22 protein-coding genes are annotated in these 22,811 nt (G+C 69.7%); 8 read left to right on the top strand and 14 right to left on the bottom strand.

Features of this window, described 5'->3' with window-relative positions:
- Positions 1-40 precede the first annotated feature (40 nt).
- On the top strand, positions 41-730 hold the full coding sequence (locus EPL04_RS07730; RefSeq protein ID WP_134670757.1) for a metallophosphoesterase: 690 nt from the start codon (positions 41-43) through the stop codon (positions 728-730).
- Here the strand turns inward: EPL04_RS07730 and EPL04_RS07725 are convergent.
- Positions 722-1,978, bottom strand: a complete 1,257-nt coding sequence (locus EPL04_RS07725) for an NAD(P)/FAD-dependent oxidoreductase (protein ID WP_134670756.1) — start codon at positions 1,976-1,978, stop codon at positions 722-724. The genes EPL04_RS07730 and EPL04_RS07725 overlap by 9 nt on opposite strands.
- A 112-nt stretch (positions 1,979-2,090) precedes the next feature.
- Between EPL04_RS07725 and EPL04_RS07720 the strand changes: the two genes are divergently transcribed.
- The gene (locus EPL04_RS07720; protein ID WP_134670755.1) at positions 2,091-2,495 is read left to right on the top strand and encodes a hypothetical protein; all 405 of its coding nucleotides are present in this window, start codon (positions 2,091-2,093) and stop codon (positions 2,493-2,495) included.
- 289 nt (positions 2,496-2,784) lie between these two features.
- Positions 2,785-4,080 (top strand): MFS transporter, encoded by a 1,296-nt coding sequence (locus EPL04_RS07715; protein ID WP_134670754.1) that lies wholly within the window; start codon positions 2,785-2,787, stop codon positions 4,078-4,080.
- 136 nt (positions 4,081-4,216) lie between these two features.
- Here the strand turns inward: EPL04_RS07715 and EPL04_RS07710 are convergent, their stop codons facing one another.
- On the bottom strand, positions 4,217-4,483 hold the full coding sequence (locus EPL04_RS07710; RefSeq protein ID WP_134670753.1) for an HAH_0734 family protein: 267 nt from the start codon (positions 4,481-4,483) through the stop codon (positions 4,217-4,219).
- A gap of 74 nt (positions 4,484-4,557) precedes the next feature.
- The gene (fen, locus tag EPL04_RS07705) at positions 4,558-5,541 is read right to left on the bottom strand and encodes a flap endonuclease-1 (protein WP_134670752.1); all 984 of its coding nucleotides are present in this window, start codon (positions 5,539-5,541) and stop codon (positions 4,558-4,560) included.
- Between the two features lie 104 nt (positions 5,542-5,645).
- Between fen and pyrF the strand changes: the two genes are divergently transcribed.
- Both pyrF and EPL04_RS07695 read left to right on the top strand, forming a co-directional pair.
- Entirely contained in the window at positions 5,646-6,449 is an 804-nt protein-coding gene (pyrF, locus tag EPL04_RS07700) for an orotidine-5'-phosphate decarboxylase (RefSeq protein ID WP_134670751.1), read from the top strand.
- A gap of 86 nt (positions 6,450-6,535) precedes the next feature.
- Positions 6,536-6,799 carry a DUF7520 family protein gene (locus EPL04_RS07695; protein ID WP_134670750.1) on the top strand — a complete coding sequence of 88 codons (264 nt, stop codon included), beginning with the start codon at positions 6,536-6,538 and terminating at the stop codon, positions 6,797-6,799.
- Between the two features lie 57 nt (positions 6,800-6,856).
- Here the strand turns inward: EPL04_RS07695 and EPL04_RS07690 are convergent, their stop codons facing one another.
- Positions 6,857-7,621 (bottom strand): SAM hydrolase/SAM-dependent halogenase family protein, encoded by a 765-nt coding sequence (locus EPL04_RS07690; protein WP_134670749.1) that lies wholly within the window; start codon positions 7,619-7,621, stop codon positions 6,857-6,859.
- A 47-nt stretch (positions 7,622-7,668) separates the two neighbouring features.
- Positions 7,669-8,187, bottom strand: coding sequence for a nicotinamide-nucleotide adenylyltransferase (locus EPL04_RS07685; RefSeq protein ID WP_134670748.1), 519 nt, complete (start codon positions 8,185-8,187; stop codon positions 7,669-7,671).
- Positions 8,188-8,357: 170 nt separating this feature from the next.
- Here EPL04_RS07685 and lonB point away from each other — a divergent pair, with 170 nt between their 5' ends.
- From lonB to EPL04_RS07670, 3 genes are all read left to right on the top strand, one after another.
- Complete coding sequence (gene lonB, locus EPL04_RS07680; protein WP_134670747.1) at positions 8,358-10,373, top strand: ATP-dependent protease LonB; 2,016 nt, start codon at positions 8,358-8,360, stop codon at positions 10,371-10,373.
- A 94-nt stretch (positions 10,374-10,467) separates the two neighbouring features.
- Positions 10,468-10,668 carry a hypothetical protein gene (locus EPL04_RS07675; protein WP_134670746.1) on the top strand — a complete coding sequence of 67 codons (201 nt, stop codon included), beginning with the start codon at positions 10,468-10,470 and terminating at the stop codon, positions 10,666-10,668.
- 215 nt (positions 10,669-10,883) lie between these two features.
- Complete coding sequence (locus tag EPL04_RS07670; protein ID WP_134670745.1) at positions 10,884-11,615, top strand: hypothetical protein; 732 nt, start codon at positions 10,884-10,886, stop codon at positions 11,613-11,615.
- A 61-nt stretch (positions 11,616-11,676) separates the two neighbouring features.
- On the opposite strand, the gene EPL04_RS07665 is transcribed toward EPL04_RS07670, so the two are convergent.
- The 9 genes from EPL04_RS07665 to EPL04_RS07625 all read right to left on the bottom strand — a co-directional run bounded on the left by EPL04_RS07665 (position 11,677) and on the right by EPL04_RS07625 (position 22,789).
- Entirely contained in the window at positions 11,677-13,659 is a 1,983-nt protein-coding gene (locus tag EPL04_RS07665) for an AMP-binding protein (RefSeq protein ID WP_134670744.1), read from the bottom strand.
- Between the two features lie 67 nt (positions 13,660-13,726).
- Entirely contained in the window at positions 13,727-14,584 is an 858-nt protein-coding gene (locus tag EPL04_RS07660; protein WP_134670743.1) for a hypothetical protein, read from the bottom strand.
- A 40-nt stretch (positions 14,585-14,624) separates the two neighbouring features.
- Positions 14,625-15,578 carry a CPBP family intramembrane glutamic endopeptidase gene (locus EPL04_RS07655; RefSeq protein ID WP_134670742.1) on the bottom strand — a complete coding sequence of 318 codons (954 nt, stop codon included), beginning with the start codon at positions 15,576-15,578 and terminating at the stop codon, positions 14,625-14,627.
- Between the two features lie 274 nt (positions 15,579-15,852).
- On the bottom strand, positions 15,853-17,016 hold the full coding sequence (gene dnaJ, locus EPL04_RS07650) for a molecular chaperone DnaJ (RefSeq protein WP_134670741.1): 1,164 nt from the start codon (positions 17,014-17,016) through the stop codon (positions 15,853-15,855).
- 186 nt (positions 17,017-17,202) lie between these two features.
- The gene (gene dnaK / locus EPL04_RS07645) at positions 17,203-19,122 is read right to left on the bottom strand and encodes a molecular chaperone DnaK (RefSeq protein ID WP_134670740.1); all 1,920 of its coding nucleotides are present in this window, start codon (positions 19,120-19,122) and stop codon (positions 17,203-17,205) included.
- 170 nt (positions 19,123-19,292) lie between these two features.
- The gene (locus tag EPL04_RS07640) at positions 19,293-19,955 is read right to left on the bottom strand and encodes a nucleotide exchange factor GrpE (RefSeq protein WP_134670739.1); all 663 of its coding nucleotides are present in this window, start codon (positions 19,953-19,955) and stop codon (positions 19,293-19,295) included.
- A gap of 44 nt (positions 19,956-19,999) precedes the next feature.
- Entirely contained in the window at positions 20,000-20,455 is a 456-nt protein-coding gene (locus EPL04_RS07635; RefSeq protein WP_134670738.1) for a luciferase domain-containing protein, read from the bottom strand.
- 88 nt (positions 20,456-20,543) lie between these two features.
- Complete coding sequence (locus EPL04_RS07630) at positions 20,544-21,023, bottom strand: Mut7-C RNAse domain-containing protein (protein ID WP_280177944.1); 480 nt, start codon at positions 21,021-21,023, stop codon at positions 20,544-20,546.
- Between the two features lie 2 nt (positions 21,024-21,025).
- Entirely contained in the window at positions 21,026-22,789 is a 1,764-nt protein-coding gene (locus tag EPL04_RS07625; RefSeq protein WP_134670737.1) for a PHP domain-containing protein, read from the bottom strand.
- Positions 22,790-22,811: the final 22 nt, after the last annotated feature.

The raw sequence follows: 22,811 nt of genomic DNA, 5'->3' as shown, positions 1-22,811 counted from the left end.
ACCGCAACGGGCAAAGGGGGCCGGCCCGTTTCCCCGACCGATGAACGCCCGATACCGCGATCGCGCGGTCTACCTCCCCGACGCCGACGCGCTCGTCGTCGCGGACGTCCACGTCGGCCGAGCCGCCGCCTCCGCGGTCGAGATCCCGCTCGGGGAACGCGCGGACCTGACCGGCCGGCTCGCGGACCTGCTCGACGCGTTCGCCCCCGGCGACGTCGTCGTCGCGGGCGACCTGCTCCACGCCTTCGATCGGATCCCCGACGGCGTCGCGGAGACGGTCGACGGGCTGGCGGCGGCGGTCGCCGACGCCGGCGCGGACCTGACCGTCGTCCGGGGCAACCACGACCGGCTACTCGACTCGTTCGACGTGGCGGCCACCGACGCCTACCGCGTCGCCGACACCGTGATCTGTCACGGCCACGAGCGCCCCGACCCCCACGCCGACGCCGACCGGTACGTCGTCGGCCACGACCACCCGGCGATCGAGATCGAGGGCAAGCGCCGGCCCTGTCTGCTCTACGGCCCCGGCGCGTTCCGCGGGGCCGACGTGCTGGTGCTCCCGGCGTTCACCCGTCTGGCGCCCGGATCGACGGTCAACGGCATGCGGACCGGCGACTTCATGTCGCCGCTCGTGACCGACGCCGACGCGCTCCGGCCGGTGGTCAGAGACGACGACCGCGGGGAGACGCTCGAGTTCCCACCGCTCGGGGAGTTTCGCCGACTACTGTAAGTCGAGGTCCGCCCGCACCGCGCGGGCGGCCGTCCGCCCGCTCTGCATGGCGGCATTCAGCGACGAGGCCTCGGTGTACTCGCCGGCGAGGTACACCGACCCCTCCGGGGCTCGAACCGCCGGCAGGCCGTCGTAGACGCCCGGCGGTTGGGCGAACTGGCCGAACTCGATCCGGCTGGTGTGGAGCAGGTCGAGGTCGAGTCGGCGCTCGGGATACCACGATTCGAGGGTGCGGGCGGTCCGGGCCGCGAGCGTCTCGTCGGGGTCGTCGGGCGCGCCCAGATACGTCGCGCTCAGGAGGTTGCGATCCTCGGGGGCGTACTCGGGGGCGACCGACGAGAGCTGGGCGATCTGGTTGGGCGACGCGCTCTCGGCGTTGAGCAACAGCCGCCTGCCGGCGTCGAGTTCCTCGCCGTCGAACGCGTAGTACTGGGTGACACACCCCTTGGCGTCGGTCGGGATCGCGTCGACGCCGGTGAGCTCGCGGGCCCGCTTCGGGTCGGTCGCGACCACCACCGCGTCGGCGGCGTCGGTCTCGCGGCCGAGTTCGACCCGCCCGTCGGTCCCGACCTCGGTCACCGTCTCGTCGGTGCGGATTCGGGCCCCCGCGTCGCGGGCCGACGCCGCGAGCTGGTCGCTGATCGCGCCCATTCCCCGAGCCGGCACCGCGGTGTCGCCGGTCGCGAGCATCTTGAACGTGAACTCGAACGCCTTCCGGGAGGTCGAGAGGCTCCGATCGAGGGTGATGCCGCCGTAGAACGGCTCGGCGAAGTTCGCGAGGAACTTCCCGGAAAAGCCCCGCTCGCGGAGGTACTCGCGGGTCGAGGCGTCGGGACCGCCGAAGATCTCGGCGTCGGGTTTGTCCCGGAGCTCCCGGTAGAGCCCGAGCACCCGGAGCTTGTCGCCGACGGTCACGTCGCGGTTGAACAGGGTCTCGACCGCGCTGAACGGGTCCCGGAGCGGGTCCGACAGCGTCGCGCGGTGGCCGGGTCGGGCCACGACTGCGCCGGGGACGAACGTCCGGAGGTCGAGGGCGTCCAGATCGAGCTCTCGCCCGACCGCGGGGTAGGCGGTGAAAAGCACCTGAAAGCCGCGGTCGAAGACGAACCCGTCACGCCGGGTCGAGCGCACCCGGCCGCCGACCTCGCCGTGGCGTTCGTACAGTCGCACGTCCGCGCCCGCCTCGGCGAGGTGGCGGGCCGCGACCAGTCCGGCCAGTCCGCCGCCCGCGACGACGACTTCGGTCATTGACGGGCGTTGGGCCGCCCGGCACAAAATCTCTCCGTTCCGAGAGGAGGGCCGTCGGGCGTCCCGTCTCCGAGACACCACGCTTTTCCACCCGGCCCGCCAAGGGGTTCGCATGGCAGACGACGAATCCAGCGACCAGTCCGAATCCGAGACAGACAACGGCGAGGACGAGAAGTCCTTCCGCGAGCGCGTCGAGGAGATCCGCGAGAAGCGCGCCGAGGAAGGCGAAGGCGAGGGCGACGACCGACGCGAGAAGATGGAAGAGATGATGGGCGGTGGCGGCCCCGGCGGCATGGGCGGTGGCGGCGGCAACCCCTTCGCCCAGATGATGGGCGGCATGATGGGCGGTGGCGGCCCCGGCGGCATGGGCGGCGGGCCCGGCGGCCCCGGCGGCCGACCCGGCGAGAGCGAGAGCGCCGGCAACGAGGAGCTCACCCGCGAGGTCCGACAGCTCCGCGACGAGGTTCGGGACGCGACCCGCCAGCTCCAGCGCATCGCCGACGCGCTCGAAGACTGAGGCCGCGACGCGCGATTCTTTTCGGCTACTCGGTCGCGTAGTCGACCGTCGGCGCGGCGCGCTCACATCGCCCACCTCTGCGCGCCCCGCCCCGGCGACTACGCTTCGCTCCGATCGACGCCGCAGATAGCGTATCGGCCGATACCGGCGGCTTCGTCGCGGCTATCGCTCTTTTCGCCTTCAATCACGAGCGCGGATTTCGTCGCCGAACCGGGGACGAGACCCCTCGCGAGGACTTCCGGGACGAACGGATTTAAGAGCGTCAGTGGGTTCATTTCGAATCGTAACAGTGGCCGAGTCGACCGGCGGGACGCTCAGGCTGTTCGGGAACCGGGAGTTCGTGGCGCTGGCGAGCACCGCGTTCGCCCGGAGTCAGGCCTACTCGACCATCCTGATCGCGCTGGCGCTGTACGCGGACATGTTCGGCACCTCCAGCACCGTCGAGGGGCTGTTTGGCACCGCGTTCGCCGCGGTCCAGTTGGTCATCGTGCTCCCGCTGGGCCGGTACATCGACCTCAAGGACGCGAAGAAGTTCCTGCTGGCCGGACTCGTGCTCAACGTCGCCGTCTTCGTCGGGTTCGCGTTCGTCTCGGCGGTCGAACACGTCATCCTGCTCCGGGCGGTTCAGGGGCTGGGCGCGAGCATCCTCTGGCTGACCGGGACGACCGTCGTCGGCGAGATCAGCCCCGACGAGTCGCGGGGGCTGTGGATCGGCTCGTACAATCAGGTCGGCGCCATCTCCAGCCTGTTCGGCGACATCTTCGGCGGCCTGTTGCTGTTTCTCTACGGCTTCGAACTGACGTACGCCGCGCTCAGCCTGTTCACGATCGGGGCGTTCGTCTCGGTGTACCTGTTCCTCCGGGACAACCCCGGCGGGACCGCCGACCCCGAGGAAGCCTCCGGGATGGAGACCATCCGGGACCTCCTCGGCCGGCGGGCGATCAAGGCGCTCGTGTTCTTCCGGGGGTCGTTCAGCGTCGGCAAGATGGCGGTCATCACGTTCCTCCCGATCTACGCCCGGACCGGGTTCGGCATCAACGCCTTCCTCATCGGCGGGATCATGGCCGGCGGCAAGCTCACCAAGGCGCTCACGCAGGGGTGGGTCGGCGACCTCACCGACCGGTTCGGCCGGAAGTACCGGTTCATACTCGTGGGCGCGCTCGTCTACGCTGTCGGCACCGCGCTCATCCCGCTGGCGGGGTTCGCGGAGGGGTACGTCCCCGGCGTGACCCTCGCGGCGTTCGGCGAGCAGATGGCGCTTCCGGGCGCCTTCTTCGTGCTGTTCGCCGCCTACGCCGTCCTCGGCGTCGGCGACAGCCTCCGGCTTCCCGCGAGCATGGCGCTGTTCGTCGAGGAGGGCGAGTACTTCGACGCGGTCGGATCGAGCCTCTCGTTGCGCTCGATCGCGTGGAAGGTCGGACAGGTCGGCGGCCCGGTGTTCGTCGGCGCGATCTGGGACGCCACGACGGTGCTGGTGGCGTTCTGGACCGCCGCCGGGTTCATCGTCGTCTCGTCGATCGCGTTCGCGTACCTCTTCGCGTCGGAGGCCGCCCCGGAGGGCGCCGATGCGGTGGCCGGGGACTGAGACTCGGCCGGCGATTGTCCGGGGCGACTCCACGATCTCTCTGGCGGCGCGATCGTACCGCCGGCCCGAGAGCAGATCTCACGGGCGCTGGACTACCGACCGCGGGACGAGGCCGCGGCCGTCGTAGAAAGAAAGCTTAAACCGCGAGCTCGTCGGCGGCCTTGACGACGTCGACCGCCTCGGCGTCGATCGATTCGGTTTCGAGCCAGTGGGGGACGAAGTTGCGCTTCGCGAAGTCCTCGCGCTCGTCTTCGGTGCCGATGATACACCACAGCTGTGGTTCGTCGGGACCGTGCCAGTCGCCCTGTCGGCTGATGGAGAAGCAGACCCGCTCGCCGCCGTCGTACTCGATGATGGCGTTTCGCCGGATGCCCGGGTTCCCGTGGATGATGAGTCGCTTCATGCGAGGGGATTCGGAAGGACCGGGTAAAAGCGCTTCGGGACCGCCCGTTCGGCGTCTGGGCGGGGCGGGCCCGGTCAGGTCCACTCCCCGAGGCCGGTCTGGACCACCGACTCCTCGATGCGCTCGAAGCCGCGCTCGACCTCCTCGGCGCTGACCTCCCACTCGTCGACGACGTACTCGCGGGCGGCGTCGAGGTCGGGGTCCATCTCGGCGTCGAACGCGTAGTCGTCGGTGACCGACGGGTTCAGGAACAGCTCTCGGATCACGTCGACGTCCTTGTCGATGTGGGCGCCCTCGGCTTCGAGCACGCCCCAGATGTCGCCGTGCTCTTTGACCGTCTCGAGCGCGGTCTTCGGGCCGATGCCCGAGACGCCCTCGTTGAAGTCGGTGCCACAGAGGATGCCGATGTCGACCAACTGCTCCCACGTCACCTCGAGATCGTCGAGGGTGGCTTCGAAGTCCATCAGCTCGGGGTCGCCCTTGCTGGTGAGCTGGCGGAGCGTCAGCGGCGCCCCGAGCAACAGCGCGTCGTAGTCCTCGGTCCCGCAGTAGTCGACCGCGCCGACCCGGTTCATGTAGGCGGCCTGTGCCTCGCCCTCGGCCGGGGCCTCGATGTAGGGGACGTCGAGGCGGTCGAACAGCTCCCGGGTCGTGCGCTGGATGGTGTCGGTGAGCCGCTGAGTGTGGGCGTCGAGCCGGGCGACCTCGATCGCGTCGCCCGCCTCGCGCGCTTTCTCCAGCCGCTCCTCGCGGGCCTCGCGGGCCTCCCGGCGCTGTTCGATCTCCGCGGACTTGTGGTCGGTGACTGACCCGTCGAAGACGAACACGGGCGTCAGGTCGTTCTCGAAGAACTTCGGGAGCCCCTGGACGACGCCGATCAGGTTCGCGACCTCGGTGTCGTCGGCGGTGGTGTAGGCGTCGTCGGTGGTCCACTTGACGGTCGTCGTGAGGTACTTGTAGAGCCAGTTGTGGGCGTCGACGGCGACCGTCTCGCCGTCGAGGTCCTCGAAGGGGACCTCCGAGAGCACCGCGAGCTGCCGCAGATCGGTGTTTCCCATCGCCCGCCAGTAGGGCGCCCGCGGATTTGAAGGTCCGGGTTCGGCGTCGTCGGTCGCGGCCCGAATCCGACGCTTTTGTATCCACACCGCCGAAACCGAGCCCAATGCCCGCGTTCTTCGACCGCCTCGCCGACCGCATCGCCGAGATCGACAGCGTCGTGTCGGTGGGTCTGGACCCCGACGAGAATCGCCTCCCCGACGCGGTCCGGGGCGCCGACCTGCCCCGGTGGGAGTTCAACCGACGGATCATCGACGCGACCCGCGAGTCCGCCGCCGCGTTCAAGCCCAACGCCGCCTTCTACGAGGACCCCGACGGCTGGCGCGCCCTCGAAAAGACCGTCGACTACGCTCGCGAACGAGGCGTGCCGGTGTTGCTCGACGCCAAGCGCGCCGACATCGGCAACACCTCCCGGCAGTACGCGAAGATTCTCGACTCGGTCGACGCCATCACCCTCAACCCCTACCTCGGACGGGACGCGCTGGCGCCGTTTCTCGACCGCGAGACGGCGGGCTGTTTTCTGCTCTGTCGGACCTCTAACCCCGGCGGCGCGGACGTCCAGGACCTCGAACTCGCGGGGGGCGAACGCGTCTACGAGCGCGTGGCCGACCTCGCCGCCGAGTGGAACGACGCGGGCAACGTCGGGCTCGTCGTGGGCGCGACCTCCCCCGACGAGCTCCGGGCGGTCCGCGAACGCGTCCCCGAACTGCCGTTTCTCGTCCCCGGCGTCGGCGCGCAGGGCGGCGACGCCGCGGCGGCCGCCGAGTGCGCGACCGCGACGAACGGCGCCGGCCTCGTCAACTCGACGCGGGGCATCATCTTCGCGGGCGAGGACTCCGAGCGACCGTTCGACGAGGCGGCGGGCGAGGCGGCCGCCGACCTCGCCGAGCGGCTCAACGCCCACCGGTAGCCGGCCCGCGGGCTCGGGAGCCGGAGTCGGCGCCCTACCCGCCCCGGACCGATAGCCATAATCGGCGCCCACACGAACGTCCGGGTATGACACGGGAAGTCTCCGCGCGGCCCTACCTCGCGGGCGCCGCGGTCGTGGTGGTCGCGCTGGCCGGACTCCTCGGCGCGGTCGTCGGAACCACCGGCCAGCAGGAGGGGATGGCGATGGATCTCCTCGGAGTCGTCTCCTTCCAGATGACGCCGATTTCGATGGCGGCGTTCGGGATGACCGCGACCGCGGCGGTCCTCGCGCTCCTGTTCGGGCTCGTCAGCGTCGCCGCCGCGTACGACGAGGCCGAGACGACGGGGTGAGCGGTCTCACACCCTCGGCCGACCCACCGGCGGTCGCCCGGCGAGCGGGGCCTGCGGTCAGCGCTCGACCCGGACGCGTTCGCCCGCCGAGAGCCCGAACGCCTCCTCGCCCCGGCCCCGATTGACCGCGAGCTCGACGTTGCCGTGGCTCCCGACCGTGACGAGGCGCTCGCCGGCCGCCCGCTCGGCGTACGCGCGAGCCACGGGCGCCGGTTCGCCGTTCACGATCACCGACTCGCGGTCGGCGAGAAACTCCCCGGGGACGTTGGTGACGACGTTGCCGAAGCCGTCGACGACGAGGACCTCTCCCACCGCCACGGCGCCGTCGCGGTCGGGGTCTGGAAATCGGAGGTCGACGAACTCGTCGGCCGGCGAGATCCGATCGAGTCGCTCGAACGAGTCGACGCCGGCCTCGTGGACGTCGGCCGCCGCGGGCGCGAACACGTCCCGGCCGTGAAAGGTGGTGCTCTCGGTGTCTCGGTCGGCGTACGCGACGTCGAAGACCTCGACGCCCGCCTCCTCGCCCGCCAGCGCGCGGGCCGCCGGGAGCGCGAGCCCGTTGTCCGGCGCGACCAGCGCGTGATCGCCGGCCCGGATCGCGAGCGCCGCCCGCTCGGTGCCGACGCCGGGGTCGACGACCGCGAGGTGGACCGCCGCCGGGAAGTACGTCAGGACCTCCCGAAGCCAGAACGCCGCGGCACGCACGTTCTGGCGGGGGAAGTCGTGGGCCACGTCGACTAGCCGGGCGTCGGTTCGGCCGAGCAACACGCCCTTCATCGCCGCGGGGTACGGCGATCCGAAGTCCGAAGCGAGCGTTATCATAGCCGATCGTTGGGGCGCCCCGGCCGTAAAAATCCCGACCCGGCGGTTCACTCGCCGTTGCTGTCCGAGTCGCTCACCTGCTGGATCCGGTCGAGTCCGCCACACTCCTCGACGACCTCGACCACGGCCTCGGGGACCAGCGACTCCCAGTCGTCGCCGAGGATCATGCGCTCGCGGACCTCCGTGCCCTCGAGGACGTCACGGTTGAACATCGGCGACTGGCGCACCTCGACGCCTGCCTCCTCGAAGAGTCGGATGACGAGGGGGTTGTTCGAGTAGGCGACGTCGAAGTCCGGACACATGCTCTGGACGTGGCTGACCCACACCGAGTTGCGCTCTAAGTCCTCGATCGGGACCGCGTAGGTCACCAGATCCGAGTCCACCAGCGACTTGGTGATCATCATGATGCGTTCGCCCGCCGTGAAGGGGTCGTGGCGGCTGTGGGAGTCGCCCGCGCTCCCGATGCCGAGGACCAGTTCGTCGACCTCCTCGGCGATGGTCTCGACCACGTTCCGGTGGCCGTCGTGGAACGGCTGGAACCGCCCGATGTAGAACCCGCGGGTCATACGCCACGTTGCGCTCGGGAGTTTTATAAGGGTGGCGAGTCGCCCGAGACGCCCGAAACGATCGACTCGGGCGCCATCGCGCCGGATTCGCTGGCGGGCCGTCTCGGTCCGAGAGGGAGAAAGTATATCAGTTCGCCACCCCACCGTTTAGATACGTACAGGACCGTTCTATGAGTAAGGATACCGACAACGACGCTCCGCCGCCGGAGCAGACCCGCGAGCAGGGGGGCTCGGAGTTCGAGGACCTCGGTAGCGACGTCGATCCCGATATCGACGAAGCAGAGGTCGAGGACACCGATCTGCTCGGCGGCTTGGATATCGAGACGACCGACGAGATAGACATTCCCGACCGACTGGTCGATCAGGTCATCGGTCAGGATCACGCACGCGACGTCGTGCAGAAAGCGGCCAAGCAGCGCCGCCACGTCATGATGATCGGCACCCCGGGGACGGGGAAGTCGATGCTGGCGAAAGCGATGAGCGAACTCCTCCCGAAAGAGGAGTTACAGGACGTGCTCGTCTACCACAATCCCGACGACGGCAACGAGCCGAAGGTCCGGACGGTTCCGGCGGGGAAAGGCGAGCAGATCATCGAGGCCCACAAGGAGGAGGCCCGCAAGCGCAACCAGATGCGGTCGTTCCTGATGTGGGTCATCATCGCCATCGTGGTGGGGTACGCCCTGCTCATCGCGGGCCGGCCGCTGTTGGGCATCCTCGCGGCCGGGGTCATCTACCTCGCGTTCCGGTACGGTTCGCGGGGCAGCGACGCGATGATCCCGAACCTGCTGGTCAACGCCGCCGACCAGACCACCGCGCCGTTCGAGGACGCCACCGGCGCCCACGCCGGCGCGCTGCTCGGCGACGTCCGCCACGACCCGTTCCAGTCCGGCGGGATGGAGACCCCGAGCCACGACCGCGTCGAGGCCGGGGCCATCCACAAGGCCAACAAGGGCGTGCTGTTCGTCGACGAGATCAACACCCTCGACATCCGGTCCCAGCAGAAGCTGATGACCGCGATCCAGGAGGGCGAGTTCTCCATCACGGGCCAGTCCGAGCGCTCCTCGGGCGCGATGGTCCAGACCGAGCCGGTCCCCTGTGACTTCATCATGATCGCGGCGGGGAACATGGACGCGATGGAGAACATGCACCCGGCGCTCCGGTCGCGGATCAAGGGGTACGGGTACGAGGTCTATATGGACGACACCATCGAGGACACCCCGGAGATGCGCCGGAAGTACGCCCGGTTCATCGCCCAGGAGGTCACCAAGGACGGTCGGCTCCCCCACTTCACCGAGGAGGCGGTCGAGGAGGTCATCCTCGAGGCCCAGCGTCGGTCGGGCCGGAAGGACCACCTCACGCTCAAGCTCCGGGACCTCGGCGGGCTGGTTCGGGTCGCGGGCGACATCGCCCGCGCCGCCGACAAGAGCCAGACCGAGCGCGAGGACGTGCTTCAGGCCAAGCGCCGGAGCCGCTCGATCGAACAGCAGGTCGCCGACGAGTACATCGAACGGCGGAAGGACTACGAGCTCACGGTCAACGCCGGCGACGTGGTCGGTCGCGTCAACGGACTCGCCGTGATGGGCGAGGACAGCGGGATCGTCCTCCCCGTGATGGCGGAGGTCACGCCGTCTCAGGGACCGGGCGAGGTCATCGCCACCGGTCAGCTCAAGGAGATGGCCATGGAGGCTGTCCAGAACGTCTCGGCGATCATCAAGAAGTTCTCCGACGAGGACATCACCGAACGCGACGTCCACATCCAGTTCGTGCAGGCGGGTCAACAGGGCGTCGACGGCGACTCGGCGTCGATCACGGTGGCCACCGCGGTCATCTCGGCGCTCGAGGACATGCCGGTCGCACAGGACCTCGCGATGACCGGCTCGCTGTCGGTCCGGGGCGACGTGCTCCCGGTCGGCGGCGTGACCCACAAGATCGAGGCCGCCGCGAAGGCGGGCCTCGACCGGGTCATCATCCCGAAGGCCAACGAGGACGACGTGATGATCGAAGCGGAGTACGAAGAGCAGATCGAGATCATCCCGGTCACCCACATCAGCGAAGTGCTCGACGTGGCGCTGGCGGGCGAGGCCGAGAAGGACAGCCTCGTCGATCGGCTCAAGAACATCACCGGCTCCGCGCTCGAACGGCAGGTCGGCCGGTCGGGCACCGGCGGTAGCCCGAGCCCGCAGTAACGCGGCCCCGTTTCTCTCGTTTTCGATCGGCCGGCGGCCGCCACCTCGACCGCGAACACGAACATCTATTAGCTGACGTGTCCTATAGGGAGACATGGGACTCAAAAAGAGCCTCCTGAGTGGACTCGTCGCGTTCGCAGTCGCAACCCTCGCGGTCCGGACGCTCGCCTCCTCCCGGAGCGGGACGAAGATCGGCCTGCTGGCAGGCGGCGCTGTCGCGGTCCGGACGCTCCTGTCCGGTGGCGACGACGACGCCGTCGAGGAGTTGTCCATCGAGGACCCCGCCGCGGAGTAACGACGCCTCACTTTTTGCCGTCAGGAAGGGGGCGACGGTGTAGTGGTATCGGGATACGAGCCCGGTCCAGCACGGTCTCCCGTGCCGTCAGTTACCGCCTACCGCGGAGACGGCATAAGCGCGCCTATCGAACAGACGTCGCTGTCAGCGCCTCTTTGCCCGGCGGCGCGTTCCGAACCGACGCGACTTTTTCCCGACTCCCCGAAGGTGAGCGCATGGACGCACTCGGCGACCTCGTAACTCGCGACCGTCGAAGCGACGACCCGGCGCTCTTGGCGCCCCGCGAGCGCCGCGCCTACGACTACCGGCGGTTCTGCACCACCGCGTGGAAGACGGGCAATTTCTGGCGGCGCAGAGGTCTCCACGCCGACGCGACCGTCGCTGTCGCCGACGACCCCGAGCCAGAGGCCGTCTTCGCCTTCCTCGGAGCGGCCCTGCTCGGCGCCCGGACCCGGTTCGGCGCGCCCGGCGAGGTCGACGCCCGGATCGGGGTCGCGCCCCGCGGGGCCGTCGACGGCTACGACCTCCCGCCGGGCGGCCAGCGGGTCGCCTACGCCGGCCCGCCCGACGATCCGTCGGTCGCGCACTTCGAGCGCGACATCTGGAGCGAGAACCCGGCGTTCCCCGAGACGCCCGTCGACCCCGAGTCGGTCGCGCTCGTCGCCGCCGATGGAGACGACGCCCCCGACCGCGAGTACTCCCACGCCGACCTCCTGTCTGCGGCCCGGACGGTCGCCGGCGACTGGGGGATCGGGCCCGGCGACGAGGTGGCGGTCCGCGCGCCGCTGGCCGACCCCGGAGCGATCGCCGCGGGCGTGGTCGCGCCGCTGGTCGCGGGCGCGGCGATACTGTTGCCCGACGACGAAGCCGTCGGCGACTACGCGGTCGTCGAGGACGGGGGCGACCCGCCCGAGTCTCGGACGGTCGCGGCGTCGACTGTGACGTAACCCCGACCGACGTGGCCGATCGCGGGTCCGGAGCCGATGGGACGGTAGAAGCGGTAACCGCTCACCGCGCGTCTTCGAGTCGGTCGAGCGCCTCGGGGTTCTCGATGCTGGACATGTCGCCCAGATCCTCGCCGGTGTAGGTCGCCTCGATCGCCCGCCGGATGATCTTCCCCGACTGGGTCTTGGGGAACTCCGAGACGAAAAGCACCTCGCGGGGCCGGAACGGCTTGCCGAGTTCCGTGCCGACCTGCGCGCGGAGTTCCTCGCGGAGGTCGTCGCCAGCCTCGTAGCCGTCTTCGAGGATGACGTAGGTCACCACCGCCTGCCCCGTGGTGTCGTCGGGGACGCCGACGGCGGCGGCCTGATTCACCGCGTCGTGGTCGATGAGCGCGCCCTCGACCTCTGCGGGCCCGACCTTCCGGCCCGCGACGTTGATGGCGTCGTCGGCCCGGCCGTGGAGGAACCAGAAGCCGTCCTCGTCCTTCTGGGCCCAGTCGCCGTGGTCCCACATGTCCTCGAACGTCGACCAGTACTCCTCGAGGTAACGCTCGTCGTCCTGCCAGAGTCCCTTGGTCATCGACGGCGCGGAGTCCCGGGCGACGAGGAACCCCCGCTCGTGGGTGTCGGCGATCGACTCGCCCTGCGAGTCGACGATGTCGACGTCCATCCCGAGCCCGGGTCCGCCAAGCGTGCAGGGCTTGAGCGGCTGGATCGGCATCGGCATCAGGAAACAGCCACAGATCTCGGTCCCGCCCGAGATGTTGATGATCGGCGCCTCCCCGCCCCCGACGTGCTCGTAGAACCACTGCCAGCTCTCGGGGTCCCACGGCTCGCCGGTCGAGCCCAGCAGGCGGAGGCTGGAGAGGTCGTGGCCCTCCAGCCACTCGTCGCCGTACTTGCGGAGCGCGCGGATCGCGGTCGGCGAGATGCCGAACGTCGAGATCGAGTGGCGGTCGATCATCTCCCAGAAGCGGTCGGGCTCGGGGTGGTCTGGCGCCCCCTCGTACATGAAGACCGTGCCGGCGTGGGCGTGGTTGCCGATGAGCGTCCACGGCCCCATCATCCACCCGATGTCGCTGACCCAGAAAAAGCGGTCGCTTGGCTTGTGGTCGAAGCCGAAGTAGATCTCCTTGGCACACTGGACGAGCTGGCCGGCGTGAGTCTGGACGGTGCCCTTCGGCTTGCCCGTCGTGCCTGAAGTGTAGAGGATCATCGACTCGTCGCGGGCGTCCATCGGGACGGTGTCGTACTCGTCGCTCCGGGTCTCGACCGCCTCGTCCCACCACTCGTCGCGGTCGTCGTGCCACGGGACGGCCGAGTCGGCGGCCCCTCGGGAGCCGAACCGATCGTAGACGATGGTGTGCTCGACGTGACCCGCCGCCTCGATGGCCTCGTCTGCGGTTCCCTTCAGCCTGACCTCGCTCCCCCGCCGATAGAAGCCGTCGGCGGTGAACAACACCGAACACTCGGGGTCCTCGATGCGGGTCGCGGTCGCCTCGACGCCGAACCCCGAGAAGATGGGGACGACGATGGCGCCGACCTTGAACGCGCCGTAGAGGATCGAGATGACCTCCGGGACCATCGGCATGTAGAGACCCACCGCATCGCCTTTCTCGACGCCGCGGGCTTCGAGCGCGTTGGCGACCTTGTTCGACTGGCGGGCCAGCTCGTGGAACGTGACCTCGCGGACCTCGCCGTCCTCGCCCTCCCAGATGCAGGCGACCTTGTTTCGGGTCTCGGCGTCGGGGGCGGCGTGGCGGTCGACCGCGTTGTGGGCGATGTTGATCTCCCCGCCCTCGTACCACTCCGAGAACTGAGGCCCGTCGGCGTCGCCCCGGACCGCCTCGTAGGGCTCGTAGAAGTCGATGTCGAGGTAGTCGACCATCTCGTCCCAGAACCACTCCACGTCCCCCGTGGTCCGCTCGACGAGTTCGTCGTAGTCGTCGATGTCGTACTCCTGCATGAACTGGTAGACGTTGGTCGACTCCACGAACTCCTCGGACGGTTCGTGGACGACCTCGTCGACGTCTTCGAGCGTATCCATAGATGCCACCGTACGCGACACGTTGTCGGGGTCTGCCAAGTAAGTTGCGCGACCGCTCGTCCGGGCGCTATCGCCGCGGGAGATGGGCGTCGAGCACCGCCCTCACGGCCGCCACGTCGTCGATCTCCTCGGGGTCGAGCCGCAGGTCACGCAGGCCCCACGGCGACCACCCGGCACGCCTGACCCGGAGCTCGTCGTCGGTCAGCGAGTAGCTCTCGAACCTCGACCACGGCCGGACGCGCTTGTGGACCGGCGTGCCGACCCGGACGCCGGCGTCGGCGACCACGTACGTTCGCTCGGCGACCGCGCCCGACAGTCCGGCGCCGCCGGCGATCATGAGGTGAAAGAGCCACCGGAGCGATTCGAAGCCGGCGACGATCGAGGCGGCGAACCCGACCGTGCCGCCGAGCATGAGCGCCCCGACGGCCCACTTTGCGAGCCGACGGTCCCGCTCGGGGCCCGTGGTGCTGAAGCGGACCCGACGCTCCGAGCCCGCGAGCACGGCCTTCGCGTGGCGATTGTGCGCGGCGAGCACGAGACCGGTCCCGCCGACCAGTCCGCCGACCGCCCCGAGTAGCGCGAGCCCGACCGCGATCCCCGAGGCCGGCCCCTCGACCCCGGTCGCGGCGAGCACGCCGCCGCCGTACGCGAGGCCGGCGACCGGCGCGAGCCACGCCCACCGGGTCGAACCGAGCCGGACCGCGACGGCCTCGCGGCCGGCCGCCCGCCACCCGACCGCGACCCCGGCGGTGCCGACCCCGAGGAAGGTGAAAAAGAGGACGCCGGCCTCCGTGGTCGCGGTGACCGCGACGCCGACGGTCGCGACTGGCGCGAGGAGGGCGGCGACGTACAGCCCGACGACGAAGCCGAAAAACGAGTCGGGCTCGTCGGCCGGGACGTCTCGGTGTGCGTCGACGGTCGCCATTCAGTTGACGTTTTGATGCCTCGGTCCAAAAGGGTTCGGCTCACGCCCACTCGACGCCCAGCCCCTCGTGGATCACGAACTCCAGCGCGTTGATGAGGTAGTGGGCGACCACCACCACGAGGAGGCTCCCCGTGAGGACGAACGCCGCCGCCAGCGCGAACCCGAGCACGCCGGTCACTGCCACGCCGCCGGGGCCCTGAGCGCCGTGGCCGACCGCGAACGCGACCGAGGAGGCGATCGCCAGTGCCCACGGCGAGACGCCGAAACCGGCGGCGAACGCGCCCACGAGCGCCGCCCGGAACAACAGCTCCTCGAACCCCGCGATGATGGGCAAGACGACCCCGAGCAACACCGCCCACCCCCGGAGGGTCTCGGGCGCGAGGTGGGCCCGGAGGCTCTCGGAGTAATCGACCCCGGTCGAGTCGAGCACCGACGCGCTCAGTTCGTTGGCGACGTAGAGCGCGACGCCGACCGCCGCCCCGGCCGCGAGCGCCGGCGGGCCGACGCTCCACGGATCGTCGACCGCCACGCCGAGGTCTGCGGGCGGGATCGACGCGAACCACGCCGCCCCGATCACGACGACGCCGAAAAAGCCCTGACTCACGGCGACGTTCGCCAACAGCGCGCCGGTCGACAGCGCGTCGGCGGCCGGCGACCGCCGGGCGTCGACCTCGGCGTCGTTCGGCCCCCACGGGCCGTCGCCGGGGGTGTCCTCGTCGCGTGCGCGCGCCGATTTCGCCGGGTCGTCCTCGACGGTCACGCCCGGCGGGTCGTTCCACCCGTCGCTCGCGCCCGCCCGTCGCTCGATCCGGGCCGCGCCGGTCGCGGGCGTCTCCGGGCGGGGCTCGCCGTCGCGGTCCGGGGACCGGTCGCGGTCGTCCCCGCCATCGGGGTCGTCGAACATCGCGGCCGAGGCCCGCGCGAGGAGGACGAGTAGCCCGAGAACGAGCATGGTGACCGCGGCGAACGACTCGTACTGGGGCGGTGTCGCCATCGAGCGTATCTACGCACCCCGCCGGCAAAAATCGGTGCCCTCCGGACGCGTCGGTTCGGGCGGCGTCGAGGGCAGACGACGGATTGCTCCCCGCTTTCCAATCTACAGCGTTACGCGACGAGCGCCGAGAGGCGGAAATCAGCGACAGCGCGCCGAAGACCCGCACACGAGCGAGTGGACCAAGCGGCGACCGAAGCGGAGGGAAGAGCCCAGCGTTTTTGTCGACGTTTTGCGAGCGGGCGCCGTTTAGGGCGCGAGCGTAGCAAAAGGCCGTCTAGAAGGTGTTTTTGATCTTCTCGAAGAAGCCCTGCTCGACGTCGACCTCCTCGCCGCCGGCCTCGGCGAACTGTTCGAGCGCCTCGCGCTGTTCGTCGTTGAGGCTCTCGGGGGTGACGACTTGCACCTGCACGTAGAGGTCGCCGTGACCGCGCCGCCGGAGTCGGGGCATTCCCTTGCCCTGCAGGCGGAACGTCTCGCCGCTCTGGGTGCCCGCGGGCACGTCCATCTCGACTGTGCCGTCGAGAGTCGGCACCGCGACGGTGTCGCCGAACGTGGCCTGCGGGAACGAGATGGCGTGTTGGTGGTGGAGGTCGTCGTCCTCGCGCTCGAAATCGGGGTGGTCCTCGACGTCGATTTCGATCAGGAGGTCGCCTTTCGGCCCGCGGTTCTCGCCGGGCGCGCCCTCGCCTTCCATCTGGAGGGTCTGGCCGGTCTGGATGCCGGCGGGCACCTCGACCGAGAGGGTGGCCTCGCGGTCGACCACGCCGTCGCCGGCGCAGTCCGAACACGTCTCGTCGTAGATTTCGCCCTCGCCGCCACAGTGCCGACAGGTCTGGGTCTGCTGGACCCGCCCGAGCGGGGTCTGCTGGACCTGCGTGACCTGCCCGCGGCCGTTGCACTCCGGACAGGTCCGGGAGTCGGTCCCCGGCGGGTGGCCGTCCCCGTCGCAGGTGTCACACCGCTCGGGTCGCCGGACGGTGACCTGCTTTTGGACGCCCTCGTAGGCCTCTTCGAGCGTGATCGAGAGCCGGGTCCGGAGGTCCTGGCCCTTCTGCGGGCGGTTCGACCGCTGACCGCGGCCGCCGCCCCCGAAGAACTGCTCGAAGATGTCGCCCATGCCGCCCTGTCCGCCCATCCCGCCGAAGGGACCCTGTCCGCCCATCCCGCCGGCGCCCGCCCCGCCGGGGCCGCCGTCGAAGCCGCCGCGCTTCTGGGCCTGCTCGAAGCGCTCGTGGCCCATCTGGTCGTACGCTTGGCGCTTCTCCTCGTCGGTCAGCACCTCCTTTGCCTTCTGAAGCTTCTTGAACTTCTCCTCGGCGTTCGGGTCGTCGCTCACGTCGGGGTGGTAGTCGGTCGCCTTCTCGCGGTAGGCCGATTTGATCTCGTCCTGGTCGGCGTCCCTACTCACGCCGAGTATGTCGTAGAAGTCCTCGCTCATTGGTTGTCAGTCGGTAAAAGTCGGAGTCACTTCAAGGGTCCGTTGGCGCGACGCCCGCGCGGTCGGATTCGCACTCGCCCGGAGACGGCTTACTCTTCGTCGTCCTCTCCGGGAGGCTCGCTACCGCTCGCTTCCCGAGATGCCGAAAGACTCGCTACGCTCGTCTTTCGAGTCGACGAAAGCGACTCACTCCTCGTCGTCCTCTTCGACGTCCTCGAAGTCGGCGTCGACGTACTCGTCGTCGCCCGGTTCCGCGCCGCCCGCGCCGCCGGGTCCGGCCTGTCCGCCCATGCCGCCCGGTCCGGCGCCAGCGCCCGCGCCCGGACCGGCGCCTGCTCCGGCACCGCCCGCGCCGGCCTGGGCCTGCTGTTGGTACATCTGCTTGCCGATCTCCTGAAGCTCCTCGGAGAGAGACTCGGTGGCGTCTTCGAGTTCCTCCTTGGAGGCGTCCTCGTCGGCCAGCACTTCCTGGACCGCCTCGATCTCGGCCTCGATGGTCTCGCGGAGGTCGTCGTCGACGTTCTCCTCGTTCTCCTCGAGGAGCGTCTCGGCGCGCTGGACCGCGCTCTCGGCCTCGTTGCGGGCCTCGATGCGCTCGCGGCGCTGCTGGTCTTCCTCGGCGTGCTGTTCGGCCTCCTGTTGCATCTCCTCGATCTCATCGTCCGAGAGGCCGGCGCCGCCCTCGATGGTGATCTCCTCGGAGTTCCCCGAGCCCTGATCCTCGGCGGAGACGTTGACGATGCCGTTCTCGTCGATGTTGAACCCGACCTCGATCTGCGGGGTGCCGGCGGGCGCGGGCGGGATGCCCGTCAGCTGGAACTCCCCGAGCAGTTCGTTCTCCTCGGCGATCTCGCGCTCGCCCTGGAACACCCGGACCTGCACCGACGTCTGGTTGTCCGCGGCCGTGGTGAACACCTTCGACTCCTCGGTCGGGATCGTGGTGTTTTTGTCGATGAGCCGCTCGAACAGGCCGCCCTTGACCTCGATGCCGAGGCTGAGCGGCGTCACGTCGAGCAACACGATGTCGTCGACGTCGCCCGACAGGACCCCGCCCTGGATCGCCGCGCCGAGCGCGACGGCCTCGTCGGGGTTGACGTTCTTCTTTGGCTCCTGGCCGGTCATCTCCTCGACCTTCTCTTGGACCTGGGGCATCCGGGTCGAGCCGCCGACGAGGATGACCTCGTCGATGTCGCCCTTGTCGTAGCCCGCGTCGTCGAGCGCCTGCTCGGTCGGGTCGACGGTGCGGTCGATGAGGTCGCTGGTGAGGCTCTCGAACTTCGCGCGGGTCAGGCTGTCCTCGAGGTGGACCGGGCCGTCGTCGGTCGCCGTGATGAACGGGAGGTTGACGTCGGCCTCCTTCCGGGAGGAGAGTTCGATCTTGGCTTCCTCGGCGGCGTCCTTGAGCCGCTGGAGGGCTTGGCGGTCCTCCCGGAGGTCGATGCCGTGGTCGTTCTCGAACTCGTCGGCGAGGTGGTCGATGATCGCTTCGTCCCAGTCGTCGCCCCCGAGGTCGTTGTCACCGTTGGTGGCGACGACCTCGTAGACGCCCCCGCCGAGATCGAGGATCGAGACGTCGAAGGTGCCCCCGCCGAGGTCGTAGACTAAGACCGTCTGGTCGGACTCGTCGTCGAGGCCGTAGGCCATCGAGGCCGCGGTCGGCTCGTTGACGATGCGCTCGACCTCGAAGCCGGCGATCTCGCCGGCGTCTTTGGTCGCCTGGCGTTGCTTGTCGTTGAAGTACGCGGGAACGGTGATGACCGCTTTCTCGACGTCGTCGCCGAGGTACTCCTCGGCGTCGCGCTTGATCTTCTGGAGGATCATCGCCGAGATCTGCTCGGGGGTGTACTCCTCGCCGTCGATCTCGACGGTGTAGTCGTCCTCGCCCATGTGGCGCTTGATCGACTGGATCGTGCGCTCGGGGTTCTGGACGGCCTGATTCTTCGCCGGCTTGCCGACGAGGCGCTCGCCGTCGTCGAACGCGACGACCGAGGGCGTGGTGCGGTCGCCCTCGCCGTTGACGATGATCTCCGGGTCGGCGCCCTCCATGACCGCGAACGCGCTGTTCGTGGTACCGAGGTCGATGCCCAGAATTTTGTTGCTCGCCATCTTGTTCGATACGTTGCGGATTCTTCCGTTTAAGCCTTGCTAGTCCGGGCGTTCGAGGGCGCAGAACGATCCGGACGCTGTCTTGCGGTTTCGCCGCTCACCGTGGTCGAGAATCGCATACTTATATATCCGACCGCAATTGTACTGGTCGTCCGGCGGGCCGCCCCGACTCACTCCTCGGCGTCGCCGGCCTCGCTGACCGTGACCTGCGCCGGCCGCAACACCTTCTCGCCCATCTCGTAGCCGGGCTGGTAGACGTCCGCGACGGTGCCCGGGGGTCGGTCGCTCTCGACTCTCATCATCACCTCGTGGCGCTGGGGGTCGGTCTCGGCGCCGGGCTCGGGGTCGATCGGGGTCACGTCCTCGTGCTCGAACGCCCGGTCGAGCTCTTTGAGCGTCATCTCGACGCCCTCGCGGAGGCTCTCGACGTCCTCGTGTTCGGAGTCGAGCGCGCGAACGAGGTTGTCCCGGACGTCGAGGAGGTCGGTCACGAGGTCCTCGGTCGCGGTCGCCTCGATCTGTTCTTGGCGCTTTTTGGCGCGCTTTTTGTAGTTCTGGAAGTCGGCCTGCTTGCGCTTGAGTCGGCTCTCGAGGTCCTCGGCGCGGTCTTCGGCCTCCTCGCGGGCGGTTTCTAGCTCCGCGAGGTGGGCCTCCAGATCGGTCGCGAGGTCGGCGTCCTCGACTGCGACCTCGGCCACGAGTCGAGTGCTCTCGGGGGCGAGGGTCCCGTCGCCGTCGGCGCCGTCGGTCGCGCCCGGTTCGGTCGCCGGCTCCTCGGCGTCCGTCTGCTCGGCGTCCGCGCGCACCTGCTCGGTGGCTTCCTCGTCGGTCATACGCGATACAAACGGCCGGGCGCGTTTAAGGGTTCAGAAACAGGTCACTCGCCGGGTCGGCGCCGCTCGAACGCCTCGACCACCTCGTCGCTGGCGTCGAGTTCCGCCAGTTCCGCCTCGACGTCGACGTTCTCGAACTTCTGGGCTCCCGCGGGCGTCCTCTTCAGCGTGTTTACGTGGTAGAGATACGACAGCCGGAGCAGCCAGACCGCGTGGTCGACGTCGCCCTCGTCTCGGATATAGCGCGTCGTCCACCCCGACTCGGGGACGACGTGGTGCTCGCCCGTCTTCCCCGTCTCGATGAGTCGGTCGCGCAGGCGCTCGGTGAACGGCACGTCGACGATACCCCAGCGGTGGACGTGGCCGACCTCCCGGGGCCCGACGGTGAACTCCCGACCCTCGAAGCGGTGTTCGTTGGTGGTGACGTGGGGCCACGCGGCGACCGTCTCGATGATTCGGTCCACGAGCCGCGCCGCCTCCCGTTGGTCTATGTCCCCCATGATCTCTGGTCGGAGACACGGCGTCGGGAAACTTAACCGCCGTGCCCGTCTGGGGGCCGCCGGGCGAACTCGGCCGACCGCCGGCCGATCACAGCCCCGACAGCGTCTCGGCGACGTCGACCCAGTGGCTCCCCTTCCAGAAGCACTGGCCACAGGAGGGACACCGCCACACCCGACGCGCCCCGGTCTCGGGCGCGTACGACGGCGTCCGGGCGTCGGCGTCGACCTCGACGAGAGCTCCGTTGCACTTCGAACACCGCGCCGGCTCCGAGAGGGCCAGTTCGAACCCCGCCTTCGATAGCTCGCGGAGCTGGTCGATCACCTCACGCGACTCGACGAGCAGTCCGTCGGCGCTCGCCGCCAGCTCGGCGTCCCGGGTCACGAGCAGTCGACCCTCGGCGTCGGCGAGGTCGGCAAGCGCGTCGTCGGCCTCTACCCCCCGGTCGAGGGCGTAGGCCGCGTCGTAGCCCGCCATCCGGAGGTAGGTCGCGAGCGTCCCCAGCATCGCATCGAGCACCACCGCGGTGTCGGCGGGGGTCCGTTCGGGCGGGTCGGCGTCTCCGGACACGGTCAGTGGAGGAATTCCCGGACCCCGTCGGCGTCGCGGGCGTTGAGCACGTCGGCGGTCTCGGCCCACCCGCGACGGGCTGTGTGGACGCCGTACCGGACGTTTCGGTACTCGGCGGGCGTGTGGGCGTCGGTGTCGATCGCGATCGTCGCGCCCGCCTCGACGGCCCGCTTGACCGCGCTCCCCCACAGGTCGAGGCGGTGAGGGTTGCTGTTGATCTCCAGCGCGGTCTCGGCGTCGGCGGCGGCGCTCGCCACGGCCTCGACGTCGAACTCCAGTCCGGCGCGGCTGTTGAGCATGCGGCCGCTCGGATGGCCGAGCACGTCGACGTGAGGGTGTTCGACCGCCGCGGTCAGCCGGTCGGTGGCGTCGCCCTCCAGCCCGCTGTGGGGCGAGGCGACGACGCAGTCGAGGTCCGCGAGCAGGTCGTCGGCGACGCTGATCGCGCCGTCGGCCTCGACGGTCGCCTCGACGCCGACGAACACCTCGACCGGGAGGTCGGCGGCCTGCTCGCGGACCTCGGCGGCCTGTTCGCGGATCGCCGCGTCGTCGAGGCCCACGCCGCCGACCATTCCGGGGCCGGTGGCGTGGTCCGAGATACAGACGTACTCGTGGCCGAACTCGGCGGCCGCCTCGGCCATCTCCGCCACCGAGAGGTCGCCGTCGGACCACTCGGTGTGGACGTGGAGGTCCCCGCGAATCTCGTCTTCGGCGAGGAGTTCGGGGAGTTGGCCGGCCGCCGCCGCGTCGATCTCGCCGCGGTCCTCGCGGAGTTCCGGCGGGACGTACGGGAGATCGAGCACCTCGTACATCCCGGCCTCGGTGTCGCCGGCGACGCGCTCGCCGACCCGCTGGCCGGAGTCGGGGGCCGCCGGCTCGTCGGCGTCGGCCCCCTCGAGGTCAGAGACGTCGAACGCGCCGTACTCGTTGAGCTTGTATCCCCGCTCGATGGCGTAGTTGCGAAGCCGGATGTTGTGCTCCTTGCTACCGGTGAAGTACTGGAGCGCCGAGCCGAACTCCTCGGGCACCACGACCCGGAGATCGACGCGCTGGCCGTTCGAGCGAACGCTGGCCTTGTCGGTACCGGCCTCGATGACCTCGTCGGCCCGCTCCCACTCGACGAACGCGTCGATGACCGCCGCGCGGTCCTCGCTCCCGGCCAGCACGTCGACGTCGCCGATCGTCGGCTTCCAGCGCCGGAGCGATCCCGCGAGCTCACACCGACCCGCCTCGGGGATCGACTCGACGAAGCCGAGCACTGCGTCGCCGACCGGCCGGGCGTCCCCGAGCAGTTCGCGGCGCTGGGTCTGTCGTGCGAACGGAATCCCGTCGAGGATGTTCTGCTCGCTGGTCTCGCCGTAGCCCGACACCGTCCGGATCTCGCCTTCCCGGGCGGCGGCTTCGAGGTCGTCCAGATTCCTGACGTCGAGCGCCTCGAAGAGGTCTCCGACCGTCCGGGGGCCGACCCCTTCGACGCTGGTGAGTTCGGCCATCTCGACCGGCAACTCGGCTCGCGTCTCGTCTAACTGCTCGAAGCTCCCCGTCTCGACGGCTTCGACGACTTTCGCCGCGATCGAGCTTCCGACGTCGGGTATCTCCTCGACCGCCTCCGGCCCGTCGGCGGCCAGCTCCTCGATCGCGGCCGGGTAGTCGCGGATGCTCTCGGCGGCCCGCCGGTAGGACTTGGGCTTGTAGCTGACGTCCTGGGCCGCGAGCAGATCGGCGTACTCCTCCAGGAGCCCCGCGACCTCGGCGTTGCGTCTCATGGGCGGTCTGTCGTGTCCGGGA

Origin of the sequence: Halorussus marinus (genome assembly GCF_004521895.1) — an archaeon.
Lineage (GTDB): Archaea > Halobacteriota > Halobacteria > Halobacteriales > Haladaptataceae > Halorussus > Halorussus marinus.
Note: the sequence above shows the minus strand (reverse complement) of the source record. Positions and strands in the feature narration are given on the sequence as shown.

What these genes read in the sequence shown, in the direction of transcription:
- dnaJ (WP_134670741.1), bottom strand. Translation starts at nt 17,016, where the DNA reads ATGAGCGAGGACTTCTACGACATACTCGGCGTGAGTAGGGACGCCGAC.
- EPL04_RS07625 (WP_134670737.1), bottom strand. Translation starts at nt 22,789, where the DNA reads ATGAGACGCAACGCCGAGGTCGCGGGGCTCCTGGAGGAGTACGCCGAT.
- EPL04_RS07660 (WP_134670743.1), bottom strand. Translation starts at nt 14,584, where the DNA reads ATGGCGACCGTCGACGCACACCGAGACGTCCCGGCCGACGAGCCCGAC.
- EPL04_RS07635 (WP_134670738.1), bottom strand. Translation starts at nt 20,455, where the DNA reads ATGGGGGACATAGACCAACGGGAGGCGGCGCGGCTCGTGGACCGAATC.
- EPL04_RS07685 (WP_134670748.1), bottom strand. Translation starts at nt 8,187, where the DNA reads ATGACCCGCGGGTTCTACATCGGGCGGTTCCAGCCGTTCCACGACGGC.
- EPL04_RS07720 (WP_134670755.1), top strand. Translation starts at nt 2,091, where the DNA reads ATGGCAGACGACGAATCCAGCGACCAGTCCGAATCCGAGACAGACAAC.
- EPL04_RS07655 (WP_134670742.1), bottom strand. Translation starts at nt 15,578, where the DNA reads ATGGCGACACCGCCCCAGTACGAGTCGTTCGCCGCGGTCACCATGCTC.
- EPL04_RS07670 (WP_134670745.1), top strand. Translation starts at nt 10,884, where the DNA reads ATGGACGCACTCGGCGACCTCGTAACTCGCGACCGTCGAAGCGACGAC.
- lonB (WP_134670747.1), top strand. Translation starts at nt 8,358, where the DNA reads ATGAGTAAGGATACCGACAACGACGCTCCGCCGCCGGAGCAGACCCGC.
- EPL04_RS07640 (WP_134670739.1), bottom strand. Translation starts at nt 19,955, where the DNA reads ATGACCGACGAGGAAGCCACCGAGCAGGTGCGCGCGGACGCCGAGCAG.
- EPL04_RS07675 (WP_134670746.1), top strand. Translation starts at nt 10,468, where the DNA reads ATGGGACTCAAAAAGAGCCTCCTGAGTGGACTCGTCGCGTTCGCAGTC.
- dnaK (WP_134670740.1), bottom strand. Translation starts at nt 19,122, where the DNA reads ATGGCGAGCAACAAAATTCTGGGCATCGACCTCGGTACCACGAACAGC.
- EPL04_RS07665 (WP_134670744.1), bottom strand. Translation starts at nt 13,659, where the DNA reads ATGGATACGCTCGAAGACGTCGACGAGGTCGTCCACGAACCGTCCGAG.
- EPL04_RS07730 (WP_134670757.1), top strand. Translation starts at nt 41, where the DNA reads ATGAACGCCCGATACCGCGATCGCGCGGTCTACCTCCCCGACGCCGAC.
- EPL04_RS07695 (WP_134670750.1), top strand. Translation starts at nt 6,536, where the DNA reads ATGACACGGGAAGTCTCCGCGCGGCCCTACCTCGCGGGCGCCGCGGTC.
- pyrF (WP_134670751.1), top strand. Translation starts at nt 5,646, where the DNA reads ATGCCCGCGTTCTTCGACCGCCTCGCCGACCGCATCGCCGAGATCGAC.
- fen (WP_134670752.1), bottom strand. Translation starts at nt 5,541, where the DNA reads ATGGGAAACACCGATCTGCGGCAGCTCGCGGTGCTCTCGGAGGTCCCC.
- EPL04_RS07725 (WP_134670756.1), bottom strand. Translation starts at nt 1,978, where the DNA reads ATGACCGAAGTCGTCGTCGCGGGCGGCGGACTGGCCGGACTGGTCGCG.
- EPL04_RS07690 (WP_134670749.1), bottom strand. Translation starts at nt 7,621, where the DNA reads ATGATAACGCTCGCTTCGGACTTCGGATCGCCGTACCCCGCGGCGATG.
- EPL04_RS07710 (WP_134670753.1), bottom strand. Translation starts at nt 4,483, where the DNA reads ATGAAGCGACTCATCATCCACGGGAACCCGGGCATCCGGCGAAACGCC.